13 protein-coding genes are annotated in these 16,258 nt (G+C 68.7%); 4 read left to right on the top strand and 9 right to left on the bottom strand.

From position 1 onward, the window contains the following. Positions 1 to 17: 17 nt before the first annotated feature. From J2X37_RS03905 to J2X37_RS03875, 7 genes are all read right to left on the bottom strand, one after another. Positions 18 to 1,244: a hypothetical protein gene (locus J2X37_RS03905; RefSeq protein ID WP_310017966.1), complete on the bottom strand. Its 1,227-nt coding sequence runs from the start codon at positions 1,242 to 1,244 to the stop codon at positions 18 to 20. Positions 1,245 to 1,480: 236 nt separating this feature from the next. Then, entirely contained in the window at positions 1,481 to 4,690 is a 3,210-nt protein-coding gene (locus J2X37_RS03900) for an autotransporter outer membrane beta-barrel domain-containing protein (RefSeq protein ID WP_310017964.1), read from the bottom strand. Between the two features lie 70 nt (positions 4,691 to 4,760). After that, positions 4,761 to 7,148 carry a TonB-dependent receptor domain-containing protein gene (locus J2X37_RS03895; RefSeq protein WP_310017961.1) on the bottom strand — a complete coding sequence of 796 codons (2,388 nt, stop codon included), beginning with the start codon at positions 7,146 to 7,148 and terminating at the stop codon, positions 4,761 to 4,763. Next, entirely contained in the window at positions 7,148 to 8,086 is a 939-nt protein-coding gene (locus J2X37_RS03890; protein ID WP_310017958.1) for a FecR domain-containing protein, read from the bottom strand. Before J2X37_RS03890 ends, J2X37_RS03895 begins: the two co-directional genes overlap by 1 nt. Before the next feature lie 53 nt (positions 8,087 to 8,139). Continuing rightward, the gene (locus tag J2X37_RS03885) at positions 8,140 to 8,694 is read right to left on the bottom strand and encodes an RNA polymerase sigma factor (RefSeq protein ID WP_310017956.1); all 555 of its coding nucleotides are present in this window, start codon (positions 8,692 to 8,694) and stop codon (positions 8,140 to 8,142) included. A gap of 93 nt (positions 8,695 to 8,787) precedes the next feature. Further along, positions 8,788 to 10,071, bottom strand: a complete 1,284-nt coding sequence (locus tag J2X37_RS03880) for a DUF4010 domain-containing protein (RefSeq protein ID WP_310017953.1) — start codon at positions 10,069 to 10,071, stop codon at positions 8,788 to 8,790. A 152-nt stretch (positions 10,072 to 10,223) separates the two neighbouring features. Further along, positions 10,224 to 10,946, bottom strand: a complete 723-nt coding sequence (locus J2X37_RS03875) for a cupin domain-containing protein (protein WP_310017951.1) — start codon at positions 10,944 to 10,946, stop codon at positions 10,224 to 10,226. A gap of 325 nt (positions 10,947 to 11,271) precedes the next feature. Here J2X37_RS03875 and J2X37_RS03870 point away from each other — a divergent pair, with 325 nt between their 5' ends. The 4 genes from J2X37_RS03870 to J2X37_RS03855 all read left to right on the top strand — a co-directional run bounded on the left by J2X37_RS03870 (position 11,272) and on the right by J2X37_RS03855 (position 13,848). After that, complete coding sequence (locus J2X37_RS03870; RefSeq protein WP_310017948.1) at positions 11,272 to 12,024, top strand: DUF4198 domain-containing protein; 753 nt, start codon at positions 11,272 to 11,274, stop codon at positions 12,022 to 12,024. Positions 12,025 to 12,092: 68 nt separating this feature from the next. Further along, entirely contained in the window at positions 12,093 to 12,479 is a 387-nt protein-coding gene (locus tag J2X37_RS03865) for a hypothetical protein (RefSeq protein WP_310017946.1), read from the top strand. Between the two features lie 24 nt (positions 12,480 to 12,503). Further along, a complete protein-coding gene (locus J2X37_RS03860; RefSeq protein ID WP_310017944.1) occupies positions 12,504 to 13,244 on the top strand; it encodes a HupE/UreJ family protein in 741 nt (246 codons plus the stop codon). Between the two features lies 1 nt (position 13,245). Then, complete coding sequence (locus J2X37_RS03855) at positions 13,246 to 13,848, top strand: hypothetical protein (RefSeq protein ID WP_310017942.1); 603 nt, start codon at positions 13,246 to 13,248, stop codon at positions 13,846 to 13,848. A gap of 29 nt (positions 13,849 to 13,877) precedes the next feature. On the opposite strand, the gene J2X37_RS03850 is transcribed toward J2X37_RS03855, so the two are convergent. Further along, positions 13,878 to 14,867: a threonine/serine dehydratase gene (locus J2X37_RS03850; protein WP_310017940.1), complete on the bottom strand. Its 990-nt coding sequence runs from the start codon at positions 14,865 to 14,867 to the stop codon at positions 13,878 to 13,880. After that, the gene (locus J2X37_RS03845; protein ID WP_310017937.1) at positions 14,867 to 16,045 is read right to left on the bottom strand and encodes a M20 aminoacylase family protein; all 1,179 of its coding nucleotides are present in this window, start codon (positions 16,043 to 16,045) and stop codon (positions 14,867 to 14,869) included. Before J2X37_RS03845 ends, J2X37_RS03850 begins: the two co-directional genes overlap by 1 nt. Positions 16,046 to 16,258 lie beyond the last annotated feature (213 nt).

Below are 16,258 nucleotides of genomic sequence, written 5' to 3'. Positions count from 1 at the left end.
ACCCCCCGTCGTCCGGCTTACTGTTGTCGCGCCACGGCGTTGGCGAAGGCCTGCGTCCTGACCGCGGAAGCGAAGTTCGCGTTCGACATCAGGGATGCGAAGGCTTGCGTCCTGGCCAGCTGCGAGATCGCCTCCGCGTTGCGGGCGAAGGCGAGCATCGCCTGCGGCTGGCTGGCGAGCTGGTTGAAGGCCTGCGGATTGGCCGCCATCAGCGTCGTCACCTGCGCATCGACCAGCCGCGCCTGCGCGCTGGCGGCGGCGGATGCGTTGAGCCGCGCGTGGAACGCGGCGGCGGAGCGGGCCATGCTGGCCAGCGCCTCGGCATCGGTGGCGGCGACGCGGAAGGCACCGGCATTGCGGGCCATCGTCGCCATCGCCTCGGCCCCCATCGCCATCTTCATCGCCTCCGCATCGCGGGCAAGCGCAGTAAAGGCGGCCCTGTGCGTGGCCATGCCGTCGAAGGCAGCCGCCCCGGCGGTGACCTGCTTCATCGCGGCGGTATCGGCGGCCAGCGCCTTGAACGCCGCTTCGGCCCCCTTCATCTGCGGCATGCTGGCGGCGGTGGCGGCAGACCGGAAGGCGGCCGGATCGCGCGCGAACTTGCCGAACGCGGCCGGATCGCGGGCCATCGTCAGCAACGCTTCGGGATAGCGGGAGATCGCGGCGTAGAACGCGGCATGCTTCGCCATCTCGGCAAAGGCCTGCGGCTGCGCGGCAAGGCGCGTGAACGCCTCCGCCCCGCCGACCATCGCGGCAAAGGCTTCCGGGTTCTTCGCAACGGCCGTGTTCAGCCGCGCCTCGCTCGCCAATGCCTCGGCCCGGCGCAGGTTGTCCCGGAACACGGCCGCGTCCTTGAGCACCGCGGCAAATTCCGCCGGGTGAGCGGCCATCATCGCCATCGCCTGCCGGTTCTGCGCCAACGCGGCAAAGCCCGGATCGCGCGCCAGTTGGCGGAAGGCGGGATTGGCGACCATCACCTCGAACGCGTCGGTCTGCATCAGCTGCGCCACCGACTGGTCGCCCAGCGTCACGTCGGCGCTGCCCACCTGGGCTTCGACGTGGCGTTCGGCGGGTGCGATGGTGCCTGCGGCAGAGCCGGTCATCGGCATCGGTCGCAGGGCGACGAAGGCAGCGGCGGCGGCAATGACCGCGACGCCCGCGATGATCGCCGCCTTGCGCGACGAAATCGACGATGCGACGGTCTGGCTATCGAATTGGGACGGGTCTGATTCAAGCGAGGCCATACGTCTTCCCCCTGACGCGACGGCGGGAATGTCTGCCTTAATTAATCTCTTGTCAATAATTCGCCCGGGCACATTCCGCTGTCCCTGCCCCGTTGCCCGCCAAGGGCCCGGCCGACTGCAAGCCTGCCAAAAAAAACGGCACGCCGACGACGGGATGTCGGCGTGCCGCAGTGGGCCGGTTGGCGCCCCGCCCTCATCGGGGACTGATCAAGGCAGGAACGCGCCGGCCCGCTTCGTCACCATTCGAAGCGCACGGAACCACGCAGGCTGGTGACGACATCGTCGAAGCGCTTTTCGGCGGAGATTTCGCCGCCGAAGGTCAGTCCGCCCGGCCCGCCCATCATTCGCAGGCGCCCGAACCAGCCGTGGTCGGCATCCTCGCCCGTCAGGGTGAAGTCGTCGCCGTTCTCGAACCGCGCGGTGGTTTCGCCCAGTTCGCCGCCGAGTATCTCGCGCCAGCCGCCCTCGGTCTCGATCCGGAACCAGCCGCCGTCGCGTCGGCTGCGGCCCATCAGGTCCATGCCGAGCACCATCGAACCGTTGATGCCGAACTGGTCGCTGGTGCGCGAATCGACGCTGAGGTCGAGCGCCTTGCCGCCGCCGGCCTCGGTGTAGCCGTCCTCCTTCAGGCGGATGTAATCGACTGTGACCTGCGGGCGGAAGAAGAACACCTTCGATCCGCCCTCCGCCGAGGCGCCCGCCGCAAAGCTGACGTAACGGCCGTCCCAGTCGCCGGCGACGGTGCGGCTGATCGCCGTGCCGTTCGACGTGCCGGTGAAGGTGCGCTTGCTTTCGATGTTCGACATGCCGAACGACCCGCGCGCAAAGCCCATGACCGGCCCCCACTTGCCGCGAAGGTGCGCGGCGACTTCCCACGACTTGCTTTCCACGTCGCTGATCACGTCGTTGGTGTGCTGGTTGTAGAGATTGGCGATGGTGACGCCGACATGGCCGAGCTTGCCCACCGCGAACTCGCCGCCGAACGAGAAGGCATGGCCCTGCAGGTCGTATGCGGCATTGTCGCCGATTTCCTTGTCGCCGTCCCACGTCGAGAGGTTCATCGTCGCGGTGAAGTTGCCGGTGCGCGCGATCGGGGTCAGCGGGTCCTGCATCTGGCGGATCAGGATGCGTTCGCCCTGGCTGATGCCTTCGAACACGCCGCCGGCATGGTCGGGCAGCATGCTGGCGAAGGTCTGGCGGAACAGGTCGCCGTCGGCGATCGACAGGAACGCCCCGGCGATCGCCGCATCGTTGCCCAGCGCGTCGATCACCGCGTCGTAGGCGGTGACGCCCGAACCGTTGAGGCCGAGCTGCGCCGCGGTGCGCCGGGTCACGTCGACGACGATGGTGTTGGTCGCCGCCGTCTCGTCGATCTCCGCCTTGAACAGGTAGGGGACCAGCGCGTCGTCTGCGTCCAGCTTGTCGAGCCCGGTGATCGACCCGGCGGTGAGCACGGTGTAGCTGCCCTCGACCCCGGTCACGCCCGAAAGCCTGAGCACCAGCTTGGATCCTTCGACGAAGCTGGCGTTGCCGCCCACCGTCAGCGCCGTGCCCGCGCCCGCCGTCTTGCTGAGCGTGGCGACCAGCTTGCCGGTCGCGCCCAGCGACAGCGAGCCGATCGTCGCCGGCCCGGCGATGTCGAGCGTGCCGCCGGCCACCGAAACCGCAAGGTTGCCCGCATTGGCCAGCCCGCCCCGGAACACGCTCGTGCCCGCCAGCGAGAGGGTGCCGATCGTGCCCGCGAAGTCGGCAAGGCCGGTGTAAGTGGAGCTTCCGGCCAGGCTCATGGTCGAGGTGCCGGTGCCGAAGGTGACCTTGCCGGTCTGCGCCGCATCGCCGCTCAATTGCAGGGTGCTGCTGCCCGCGCCGAAGTTGACGTCGCCCTTCAGCGTGCCGTCGGCGAGGTCGAGCAGGTCGTCGCCACTGCCAAAGCGGACGTCGCCGTTGATCGCGGGGGCCGCGACGCCGGATGCGACCGCGGTCTGGCGCACGGTGGTGGCCGCCGTGCCCGCCGACAGGTCGATCGCGACATTGCGACCGCTGCCCGCGGTCGCGCCGCTGGCGGTGATCTCGCCCGCGTTCTGCACCAGCGTCACGGTGCCGCTCAGGTCGCGGATGGCGACGGCGGTGCCGTTGGCGCCGGTCGTCGTCGCCTTGATCGTGCCGCTGTTCTGGATCGAGGGCAGGCTGGCGCCAGCATCGACCTGCACCGCGACGGCGCGGGTGTCGACCGCGTTGGAGCCGCTGGCGCTGATCGTGCCCGAATTGCGCAGCGTCGGCGTCGAGGCCCCCGCACCCAGCCGGATCGCGGTGGCGTCGGAACCGACCGAAAAGGCCGCGACCGTACCGGAAACGCCGATGCCGTTGGCGATGGTGACGCCGAAGCCCTGCCCGCCGACGACCACCGCGTTGCCGTCGATCCCGGCATAGACGCCGCGGCCTTCGACCACCCCTTCGATCTGCAGGCCGAACTGGCTGGCCGTTCCCGCCACCGGGCCGATGGCGATGTCGCGGGTCGACGATCCGATGGAAAGGCCCGCCGCCTCGCCATAGGAGACTACCTTGGCCGAACCTTCCTTCGCATCCTCGATGCCGTCGGCGTCCTCGTCGTTGTTGGTCGAACTGGTGTCCTTGGGCGGAACGGCGAGCACGATGCCGCCCGCGACGTTGCCCTCGATGGTGATCGCCGGGCCGCCCTGCAGCAGGTCGTCGGCGTCCAGCTTCGTCGTGCTGGAAGGCGCGGTCGTGCTGCGATAGCCGGTGGCGCTCACCGCGCCCTGGATCACCATTGCGCCGCTGACGTCGCCGCCGAACCGCGCACCGATTGCGCCCGCGCCCTTGGCCTCGACCGTGCCCGCCAGCCGGACCTTGCCGTCGATCGCCTGCGCATCGATGCCGACCGAGTTGTCGCCGATGACCGTGGTCTTGCCGTCATGGACGAAATCGCCGGTCAACGTTCCGCCGAGCGAGATACCCGCCGAATTGTTGCCTTCGACGGTGATCGTGCCGCTGTTGACGATCTTGCCGACATGCGCGCCGAGCGTGCGGATGCCGAAGCGGTTGCTGCCCAGCGCGAACGGCCCGTCGAGGTCGCCGTCGTTGTCGTCGTCCTTGGCGGTATAGGCCTCGTCCACGGTGATCGTGCCGGTGTTGACGATATCGCCGGTGGTCCCGGCTTCCGCCGCGATGCCGGTGGCGGCGGCGCTGCCGGTGATGGTGATCGCGCCCGCGTTCGCCACCTTGTGGTTGCTGTCCATCGTCACCGCGGTGCCCGACGTCAGCACAACCGATCCGGCCGAGGTGATGTTGATCGCGTCCGGCGTGCCGTTCTTGATCGTCGAGGTGCGCAGCGGCACCTCCTTCTTGGTGGTCACGTCCTCGGCATGGGCCGAAGTGGCGCCGATGGCGAGAGCGGCCATGGCGGTGGAGCAAAGCAGGTAACGCACGAAATCCCGTCCTTCCCAGATCGTTTCGATCGGTCAGACGGAGCGGACGGCGGCCAGCCTTGAAAAAAGTTCAGAAGCGCCGGTCGAGGCCGATGCGGATGGTGCGGGGGCGCAGTGGTGTCACCTGGTCGCGGCTCTCGCTGAACGGGGTGCCGAGCGAGAACCGGTTACCGCGAACGTCGGCAATGTTGTCGACCGTGAGGCTGAGGCCCATCGCATCGCTGCCGAGGCGCACTTCGATGCCGGTGTCGAGATAGTCGCCCTGCCGGTTGCCCAGTTCCGGCCCGATACCGAGCCGAGAAGGCCCGATATAGCCGAGCCAGGCATCGGCGTTGAGGCGCATGGCAGATCCCACGTCACCCGCATAGGACAGGGCAACGCGGCCCGCGAATTCGGCGATGTTGGGCACCTGCCGGGTGCGGGCGCGCAGGGCCATGACCGGCTCGTCGATCTTGCTGCGGTTCCACGTCGCCCCAGCCTCCAGCCGCAAGCCCTCGGCCAGGCGCGCGCTGCCCGAAAGGCTGGCCGACCAGATGCGCCCGTCGCCGATGTTGGCGGTGCTGGGCAGGCCGCTGCCGTCGATGAAATCGGCCTGGATGTTGCGCCAGTCGGTGTGGGAGAGCGAGACCGCCAGATGCAGCGGATCGCTCGCCGCCGAACCGTGCCGCGCGCCGATCTCGTAAGTCGCGGTGCGGTCGGAACGGAAGCGGCGGACGAATTCGCTTTCGATGGCGAGGCCGCCGGGCCGGAAGCCTTCCTGGTAGCGGACGTAGAGCACGGTCCGGTCCGACAGTTCGCTGTGCAGCGCCACCGAAGGCAGCACGTCGATGGCCGTGCGATGCTCGGTGACGTCGGAGCGGGCGGCGGCAATGTCCATCGCCACGTCCTCGCCCCCGCCGCCGAGCCGCGCCCAGGTCAGCCGCCCGCCCGCCGTCGCGACCACGCCGGGCAGGATGCGTAGGCTGGCTTCGCCGTAGAGCGTCGCCTCGTCCACGGTGTTGGTGACGCCGGGGCTCGGCCCGCCCATCGCGGCCAGCGCGTTGTCGCCGGCGATGTCGGCCTTGTCCGATGCCACGAAGCGGCGGCGCAGTTCCGCCTCGCTGCGCGTCAGGCTCGCGCCGACCAGCCAGCCGAAGCCGTCGGTTTCGGGCACCCAGGCGCGGGTTTCGTTGGCGATCATCCGCGAGCGGCTGGATTGCACGAAGAGCCGCTCCGGATCGTAGTCCATCGCCGCGTCGTAGCGTTCCTCCAGGTCCTGCCAGACGATACCGGTCGTGCTGCGCAGCCGCACCGCGCCGATCCTGCCGGTGACGACCAGTGCCGCCAATGCATAGTCGATGTCCGCGCCCTCGGTCATCGGCGCGGTGCTGGTCAGCGGCGGGTCGCCGCGGTCGGCGTATTGCGCGTCGCGCGCGTCGATCGACTGGCCGAGACCGGTCACTTCGACCGACCAGTCGCCCGAGATATCCGCCCGCGCGGCCAGCCTGCCGCCCAGGATGCGGGTGAGGTTGACGTCGTCACGGTTCAGCCGGGGCTTGTCGATGTAGCCGCCCTGCACGGCCGCGTCGAACGTGCCGCGGATGGCAATGGCATCGCCTGCCGGCAGGTTGACCGTGACGCTGGCATCGCCGCTGGGCGAGCCGTGGCTGGTCAGCGCGCCGCCGATCTGCCCCGCGACCGTCGCGTCCGACAGGCTGGGCCGGTTGGGCACGAGCCTGATGATCCCGCCCAGCGCGCCCGCGCCGTAGAGCGTGCCCTGCGGCCCTTCCAGCACTTCCACCCGCTCCATGTCGGACAGGCGCAAGTCGGGGTCGGGCGTGTTGTAGGACAGGCGCAGATCGCCGAAATACTGGCCGACGGTGGCCTGGGTCGGGCCGGTGAAGCTCGAATCCGCGATGCCGCGAATGAACAGCTTGTTGCGCCCGCTGCCCAGATAGGTCGACGACACGGTGGCAAGGCGACGGGTGATCTCCTCGGTCCCGCCGGCACCGCCGATGGCCAGCGCTTCGCCGTCGAGCACCGAGACTTGCGCCGGGATCTGGTCGAGCCGCAAGTCGCGCTTGGTCGCCTGCACCACGATCGGCGCGCCGGACGGCACTTCGACCGGGGCAGCGGATCGCGGCCCCGCCGTTTCGCGCCGGACCGCGGGCCGGGCGACCGGCGCGGGCGCCGCCACGATCCGCCAGGCATTGGCGCCGGTGGCGACGGCCTTTCCGCCCAGCGCGCGGGCCAGTCTTCGCACCGCGCCCGCCGCATCCATGCGGCCCCTGATGGCGGGGACCGACCGGCGCGCCAGCACCGGATCGGCAATGACGATGCTGCTGCCCGTCTGCCGCGCCAGGGCAATGGCGACCGATCCCGCGGTGCCGGCACCGGTCACGACGGCACGCTCGCTCGCCGCTGCGGGCGCGGCGAGAGCCAGCGTGGTCGCCGTCAGCAGGATCGCGAGCGGACGCATCAGGGCGTGCCGAGCATCCAGACTTCGCCCTTGCGGGTGATCGCGACACCGAGCATCGGGCCGAGCGAGGCCGGGTCCTTGCGCACCGGATCGACGAGGATCGAGCCCGAGACCGGTTGCGCCGCACTCTTCCCGGCGACTGCGAAGGCGATGCCGGTAGCGCGGGTCAGATCGCGCGCCACGGCGGACAGGGGCTGGCCTTCGAAGGTCAGTCGCCCTTCACGCCATTCGCCGACTTGCGCGCCCGCTATCGGCGACAATTGCAACCCGGAGGCTGTCCTCGCCAGTTGCTGCCCGGCCGCGACATGCACGTTCGCCCCGTCGGGATTGAACTGCACCGCACCTTCCAACACCGCGACGCTGAAGGCCGCATCGTCGTAGCGCACTTCGAACACCGTCCCGACATCGATCAGCGTGTCGGCACCGACGGTGACGCGGAACGGATCGCTCTCGTCGTGGCGCACCGTGAACAGGGCGCGCCCCGCCTCCAGGTTGGCGTAGCGCGGATCGCGGCGATCGAATTCGATGCGCGATCCGCCGGCGACCGCGACCTGCGTACCGCTGCCGAGATCGACGGTGCGCATAACGCCGGGCGCGGTCTCGACGGTGTAGAAATCGGGCGCATTGACCCGCCACAGGCCCAGTCCGACGACAAGGATCAGCGCCATCGCGACGAGACCGCCCAGCCAGTGGCGCTGCGGCGCGGGAGCGACGGCAATGGGTGCATCGTCGTTCGCCGGCGTCGCGCCTCGGACAACCTCCGCCGCATCGCCGATGGCCGCCATGACCGTGTCGTAGGCCTGGGCATGGCGCGGATCCCGCTCCAGCCAGGCGGTGAACGCCTCCCAGTCGGCGAAGGCCGCATCGCCGGTTCGCACCGCCCAGTCCAGCGCCTCCTTGCGGATCGCGGCCTCCTGCCCGGAATCGTCAATCGCCATCGCGCACTCCTTCCGGATGGGAGACGGAGTCGATGCCGGCCGGCCTTGGCGCATCAGGTCGCATCGCGGCGCTCCTTCCATTCGAGCAGCGCGCGATAGGCGCTGCGCAAGTCGCTTTCGACGGTGCTGAGGCTGACCCCCAGTTCGTCGGCGACCTGCTTCTGCGCCGCGCCGTCGATCCGGTGGCGGCGAAAGGCGGTGGCCGCGCGCGGGCCGAGCCGGTCGATCACCGCGAGGACTGAGGCCACCTCCTGCGCGTCGGCGATGCCCGCTTCGGGCGACGGTTCGTGATCGCGGCGCGTCTCGCTCCACTGCGCATCGCGCCGCGCCGCCTGCATGGCGGAGCGGTGGCGGTCGATCATCGCCATGTTCGCAACCGAATAGAGGTAGGAGAGCGGCGAGGCGACCGGGCCGGTCTGCGCGCGGGTGATCCGCAGCCAGATTTCGTGGAGCAGGTCTTCTGCCGCATCGCCGGCCCCGCGCGCGCGCAAGAAGCGGAGCAGGACATCGCGGTTGTCGAGATACGTCGCCGCGAGCCCCGAAGGAGCTTCAGCCGATTCCGACCCTGTCGAACCCCGTCCCGTCACGGCCAGAACAATCCCTGCCATCCGATGCCGCCCATACTGCGTCCGGCGGCGGTTACAACCGATCCTGACACAACCGGTGCAATTTTCCGACAAACGACAGTCGGCCCGCCAGGATCAGCCGAACAGGACCACCATCTCCCACCCGATCAAGAGCAGCATGACGATGGTGCTGGACAGGAGGGCAAGGGTTGCGGCGCGAGCGGCCTGCCAGCCGGCGGTGGTGACGACGATGCCGGTCTTGAACGCCATGTTGACCGCGACCGTCCCGGCCAGCGCCAGCGCCGCGATGGGCGCGCCGACCGCGCCGGGCGGCAGTGCGGAGAACGCGACAATGGCGGCATCGACATCGAAGCTGCCGGCGATGAACAGCGACAATCCGCCGCCCGCCTCGCCGTATTCCGCCTCTGCCCAGGCGACGAGCAGCGAGGCGGCGGCAACCGCGGCGAGAAAGATCAGCGCGGGCAGGAACTCGAACGGCTTGCGGGCGAGCTGGCCCGCCGCGCCCCTCCCTTCCTCCTCGTGCCGCCAGGTCACCGCGACGGCAGCAAAGGCGACCAGCGCCGCCGGGCCAATCAGGCGGACCAGCGGCCAGGTGACGACCGGCGCGATCACCACGGTCAACAGGATGACGCGCACATACATCACCGCGCTGGCCAGCGCGATGCCGGTGGCAAAGGGGCCGCTTTCCTCCGCCTTCAGGCGCGTGGCGAGCGCCGCGGTCACCGCCGTGGAGGAATAGGCCCCGCCGATCAGCGCGGTCGCGATTGTCCCGCGCTTTTCGCCGACCACGCGATTGGCGACATAGCCGGCGATGGAAAACCCGGTGATGAGCACGACGACGAGCCACAACCGGAACGGGTTCCACGCATCATAAGGGCCGTACTGCGCATCGGGCAGGAAGGGCAGCACCGCGAGCGACAGCACGGCGAAGCGGGCGATCGCCTGCACTTCGTCGCCGCTGAGCGCCCTGACCAGTCCGTGAAGCTGCCGCCGCAACGCCAGCACGAAAGTAGTCAGCGCCGCACCGGCGACCGCGATGGCCATGTGCCCCGCCCCGGCCATCAGGCCCAGTGCCAGCGTGACGAGCGCGACGACCATCGTCGTCGCGTCGCGGCTGCCTGTCCGGCCGGCATCCTTGAGGAACATCGCGACGAGAACGACGACCAGCCCGGTCAGCGGCACTGCCGCCACGACCGGAGAGATCGCCTGCGCAACGAGCGAGACGAGCGCGCCCATCGTGCCAATGAGGGTAAAGGTGCGAATGCCCGCAACCCGCATGCCGCGCACCTGGTCGCGCTGGTTCCAGCCGCGTTCAATCCCGATCAACAGGCCCGCCACCAACCCTGCCAGCAGGGGCAGCGTCAGTTCGAGGTCGAATGGCATGCTCTGGCTGGACACGTCCGGGTTCCCATGCCCGCCCGGTCACGGCCATCGAGGCGTGGAGGGTGCCGGCGGCGATCCCTTGCGCGATAGGCGCAATCGCCTCCCGAGGCCAGCATGGCCCCGGACTTGTCCCGACCGAACCGGCGCTTTTTCACGCCGTGAAGCGATCAGGCGGGAGTTCGCCAGGTAGCGTAGATCTTCGCGACATCAGTGCGGCTGTCCCACGTCGCATCGGCGCCGCGTTCGAGCAGGACCGTATCGCCGGCCGCATAGCTGCGCGAAGTTCCTTCGCCGTCGACGAAGGTCACACTGCCTGCCAGCAGGTGCATCAGTTCGGTGTGGTGGCAATGGATCGCGATGCGCTGGTACGGCGTCGAATCCCAGATGCCGCATTTCAGCGCCGTGTCGGCGGACACGAACATGTTGTTGGCCCGGCACTGCGGCACGTCGCTCAGCAGCACTTCGGCGGCCGGCGGGTTCGAAGGCGCAAGCGGCGCGTCGTTGTCGATTGCGATGATGCCGGGCTTCGCGGACGTCTCGTTGGGATAGCGCAGGAAGACGGCGAGCGTCTTCTCGTCGGCGGACCAGGCGAAATCGGTGCCGCGGCCGATACCCGCCGCCTGCCCCGCGTCGAGTTCGAACGAGGTGTCGCCGTCGCGCAAGGTGAGCGTGCCATCCAGCACCAACACCAGCACGTCGCCCCGCGTCTCGCCGGCCTCGCCCTCACCCTCGGCAAAGGTGACGGTGCCGACCTCGCAAGGCCCGGCGCTGACGTCCAGGGCCAGCGAGTCGGCGCCGAAAGGGTCGGAGGCAGCCATCGCGGCACCGCGATTCGCCCTGGCAAAGGCGCCGACGTCAAAGGCGGTCAGGCATCGGGTCTCGGTGGTCATCGTTCGGGCTCCTGGAAACGGCATGGAATGCACACCTTCTACGCGGGCTCGCGCGGGCGATCTTGCCGATAGTGCCGTGGCCGGGAAGCACGCTGTGCCGAAATCGAGCCTTTCGGCAGGACCGGAACGCCTTCGGCACGGCGCGGCACCGGCGGTACGCACCTCATGCGGCGACTGGCCAACGAAGGGTGCCCGACGACCTCAATCTTCCGCATATCCCCACTGCGGAACGGCTTTCATGCGGCGAGAGATGGATTTTCGGCAATATTGTCTGTCAGGACCGGTCACAGTCGAAGCCTGTCCAGCCAACTCCCGGAGCGATGTCATGAAACGCAAGACCAAGACCCTTTCCTCGGCCCTTTGCGGCCTTGCCGCCTTCGCCGCGTTCGCCGGCAGCATCCCCGCGCAGGCGCACGGCATCTGGTTCGCCCAGCGCGCCAAGCAGATGGCCCTGATTTACGGTGTCGGCTCCGACGATCTCGATGCGGTTTCGCGGCTGGACAAGATAACGTCCATCACGGGCTACGATGCCGACGGTCAGCCCGTTCCCACCCGCTTCCGCACCGCCGGCGCGATCCCCGTCGTCGACAGCGACGAGCCGTTGGCCGTCATCGCCGCAGCGATGGACTACGGCATGTGGACCAAGGACAAGACCGGCAAGTGGCACAACAAGGGCAAAGACGAAGTGCCCGGCGAGATCGAGCTGTCCGAACACAACTTCAAATATGCGGTGCACATGAACGCGCTCGACGCGAAGGTGCCGGTCATTCCGGGCCACGCCCTGCAAATTGTTCCGATGGGCCCGGTCCCGGAAGCGATGGGCGCGCCGTTGATGGTGAAGGCGCTTTACAAGGGTCAGCCCGTCGCGGGCGCACAGATCCTCACCGAATACGTGACCGACCCTGACCAGGTTCCCGCCGTGACCGGCGCTGACGGCACGACCACCATCCGCATCCGCAACCAGGGTCACAACGTCGTTGTCGGCATCCTGATCACCGCCAGCGACGCTCCGACGAAGTATGACCGGATGGAGGAGCGCGCGACGCTCTCCTTCGTACTGCCGAAGCTTCCGGAATAATAAGGCACGCCAAGGGATGATGCGCCATTGCGCGTATCATCCCCGTCAGGTCGCAAAAGGAACATGACATGAAGAACAGCATTCTCGCCTCTCTCCTCGCCGCCGGTCTTGTCATCGGCGCCGCTTCCCCTGCGCTGGCCCACGGCAGCATGAAGCCATCGCACGGCGGCGTCGTGCAGATGTCGGGCGAGATCATGGCCGAGCTGGTCCGCACCCCCAAGGGCGTCGACATCTACCTGACCGAGGAAGACGAGCCGATCGCCGCATCGGGCTTCGATGCCAAGCTGATCGTCACCCCGGCCGCCGGCGCGAAGACGACGACCGCGCTGAAGCCCGTGTCGGGCAACAAGCTCACCGCCGCCGGGCTGAAGCTGGGCGCAGGGTCGAAGGCCGTCGTCTCGCTGGTCAGCAAGAAGGACGCGTCGAAGACCTTCCTCACCTTCGCGCTGAAGTAAGCGGCGCGGAAACGGAGGGGACCGATGGCCGTATCTGACAGTTCCACCTTGCCGGGCCGCGCCTCGCGCGCGGCCCGGTCTTTCGGAGCCTTCGCGGCCATCGTGGCCTGCTTCGCCGCTGCCGGCATCGCCCGGGCGCATGGCGTCGCCGAAAGCGACCAGGCCTTCATCGAAGGCGCCACCGGCATCAACATCGCGCCATACATGTACCTGGGCGCCAAGCACATGGTGACCGGCTACGACCACCTGCTGTTCCTGGCAGGCGTCGTGTTCTTCCTCTACCGGATGAAGGACGTCGGCATCTACGTCACGCTGTTCGCCATCGGTCACAGCACGACACTGCTCGTCGGCACGATTTTCAACATTCACGCCAATCCCTACATCGTCGATGCCATCATCGGGCTTTCGGTGGCCTACAAGGCGTTCGACAACCTCGACGGGTTCACGACGGTGTTCGGCAAACGGCCAGATCCCAAGGCGGCGGTGCTGGTCTTCGGCCTGTTCCACGGTTTCGGTCTTGCGACCAAGCTGCAGGACCTGACCCTGTCGCAGGACGGCCTGGTCCCCAACCTCCTCGCCTTCAACGTCGGGGTCGAGCTGGGGCAATTCCTGGCGCTCGCCGTCATCCTCATCGCGATGAACCTGTGGCGCTTTTCGCCCAGCTTCCAGCGCAGCGCCATTCTCGCCAATGCGGCGCTGATGTGCGCCGGCTTCGTCCTCGTCGGCTACCAGCTGACCGGCTATTTCACCACTCAAGGGGTCTGACATGAACACCTCGACCGGTTCCAACGTCCCGCCCACCGCCCACGCCTCGCCAAAGGCACTGGCCAAGGCTTCGCTCGGCGCGCTTGCCGTAGCGGGCGCGGTGGTCGTCCTGTTCGTGCTTCCAGCCGAAGCGGGGATCGACCCGACCGGCGCAGGCAGCGCGCTCGGCATCGCCGGCATGGGTGCCGGTGAAGCCGAAGCGGCCGAAACGCCGGCGGATGCCGCGCCTGTCGCCGCGGTCGCCAACGCCCCGACCCGCGAATCGATCGAATCCAGGACTCCTTGGCGGACGGACGAGCAGGTCATCGAACTCGAGCCCCATAGCGGCATCGAGGTGAAAGCGCACATGCTGAAGGGCGACGGCTATACCTTCGAGTGGCAGGCAACCGGTCCGGTCAAGGTGGACATGCACGGCGAACCGCCGAACGCCGCCGAGGACGAGTTCACCAGCTACTGGATCGAGAAGGAGGCGACCTCGCAGAAGGGCACCTTCGTCGCCCCGATCGAGGGCAGCCACGGCTGGTACTGGCGCAACAAGGGCGACACGCCGGTGACGGTCACGCTCAAGGTATCGGGTTTCTACAAGGACCTCTATCGGCCCTGACCTCTGTACGAACTTGCGGTCGCTGCCGGTCAGCGCGCCGCGATGGCCTCGGCAAAGAGCGCGGCATCGACGTTCGCGCCCGACACCACGACGACCGTCGCACCGTGGACCGCAGGCGCCTTGCCGGCCAGCAGCGCAGCTAGCGCCACGGCGCCGCCGGGTTCGACGACCAGCTTCATCACCTCGAAGGCGTAGCGCATCGCGAAACGCACCTCGTCGTCGCTGACGACAAGGCCGCCAGCCAGCAGCGCGCGGTTGATCGGAAAGGTCAGTTCCCCCGGCATCGGAGTCAGGAGCGCGTCACAGATCGAAACGGCACCCGCCTCCACCCCCTCGCGCCGACCGGATGCGAGCGAACGCGCGGTATCGTCGAAACCGGCAGGTTCCACCGAGCGGATCGCGACATCGGGCTGCACGTCGCGAATCGCGGTGGCGATCCCGGCGACCAGCCCGCCGCCCCCGCAGCATACCAGCACCTGCCCGATGGTGGCCCCGGCGTCCGTCGCCTGCGCCATGATCTCGAGCCCGCAAGTGCCCTGACCGGCGATGATGTGGGGATCGTCGAACGAGGGGACGAGGACCGCGCCGCGCTCGTGCGCCAGCTGGACCGCGATTTCCTCGCGCGACTGGGTGGCGCGATCGTAAGTCACCACTTCGGCACCCAGCGCGCGGGTGTTGGCCAGCTTCATCGCGGGCGCATCGGCTGGCATGACGATGGTCGCCGGGATGCCCAGCATCCGCGCCGCCGCCGCCACGCCCTGCGCATGGTTGCCCGAAGACCAGGCGACGACGCCCTTGCCGCGATCCGCCTCGGCAATGCGGGCCAGCCGGTTGTAGGCACCGCGAAACTTGAACGAGCCGCCGATCTGCGCGCCTTCGAACTTCACCAGCACCCGGCCGCCGACCCCCTCGTTCAGGAAGCGGTATTCGAGCAGAGGCGTGCGCACCGCGACACCTGCGATCGTGCGCGCCGCGCTGCGCACGTCGGCGGCGCTGATCGCGAATTGGCGCGGCGACATCAGGCCTGGGGCGCCAGCTGCTGGCTGACGAGATTGGCGAACCAGGCGATGCCGATGCCGGTCACCGCGTCGTTGAAGTCGTAGTGCGGGTTGTGCAGCGCGGGCGAACCGTCGCCCGTCCCTTGCCCCAGCCAGCAATAGGCGCCCGGCCGAGCCTCCAGCATGAAGGAGAAATCCTCCGACGTGAACGCCGCCTCGGGCGCCATCGATGCCTCCACCCCCGGAATCGCGGCGGCGGCGGCCAGCGCCCTTTCGGCGCAGGCGGCATCGTTGACGGTAGCGGGATAATAGCGGTCGTAGACGAGATCGGCGGTGACGCCATGCCCCTTGGCCACGCCCGCCGCCATGTCGCGCACGCAGGCCTCGATCCGGTCGCGCACCGACGGCGACAGGCTGCGGACGGTGCCCATGATCTCCACTTCGGCCGGAATCACGTTGTGCGCGCGGCCCGCGTGGAACTGGGTGACCGACAGCACCGCCGATTCGAAGGCGGAGATGCGCCGCGCGACGACGGTGTTGAGTTGCATGACCAGATCCGCACCGGCAAGGATGGCATCGGGCGTCTGGTGCGGCAGGGCGGCGTGTCCGCCCTTTCCGCGCAAGGTGATCTCGAACCGGTCGGCGGCGGCCATGATAGGGCCGGGGCGGGTCTGGAACCGCCCGACCGGCAGATCCGGCCAGTTGTGGACGGCATAGACCGCGTCGCAGGGGAAGCGTTCGAACAGGCCGTCCTCGATCATCCGCCTCGCTCCGGCCAGCCCTTCCTCGGCAGGCTGGAAGATGAAGTGGACGGTGCCGTCGAAATCGACGCTGGCGGCGATGTGCCGCGCCGCGCCCAGCAGCATCGCGGTATGCCCGTCGTGCCCGCAGCCGTGGAACTTGCCCGGATGCACGCTGCGGTAGGCCAGGTTCGTCTCCTCATCGAACCCCAGCGCATCCATGTCGGCGCGCAGCCCGATCGAACGTGCCGAACGGCCCCGCGTCAGCGTGCCGACCACTCCGGTCGTGCCGACCCCCTCGATCACCGTGAGGCCCAGATCGCGCAGCGTCGCCGCGACGATGCCGGCGGTGCGATGTTCCTCGTAGGCGAGCTCGGGGTGGGCGTGGATGTCGCGGCGGATCGCGGTCATGTCGGCCACGATGTGCGCGATCTCCTGCGGGTCGGTCAGTTTCAGCATCGTCGTCTCTTTCGCTTGCGATCCGTTCGGCCCGGTCTAGGGCAAGACCGCTCGTCGGGGTGGCCGAGGCATCCTTTACACGCGGCAGCTTGCACCGGGCATAACGCGAATCCGGCACAAACTGCCAGATCGGCAATCGACATGCCCTATGCCTTTTGCCCGCTCCGTCGCCGAAGCGACTGGCCGGGCAGCCGCGGTCCATCCTGCGGCCTC

The sequence above is a fragment of the Croceicoccus sp. BE223 genome (genome assembly GCF_031457155.1).
Lineage (GTDB): Bacteria > Pseudomonadota > Alphaproteobacteria > Sphingomonadales > Sphingomonadaceae > Croceicoccus.
The sequence above is the reverse complement of the archived record's forward strand: the minus strand, read 5'-3'. Positions and strand labels throughout refer to the sequence as shown.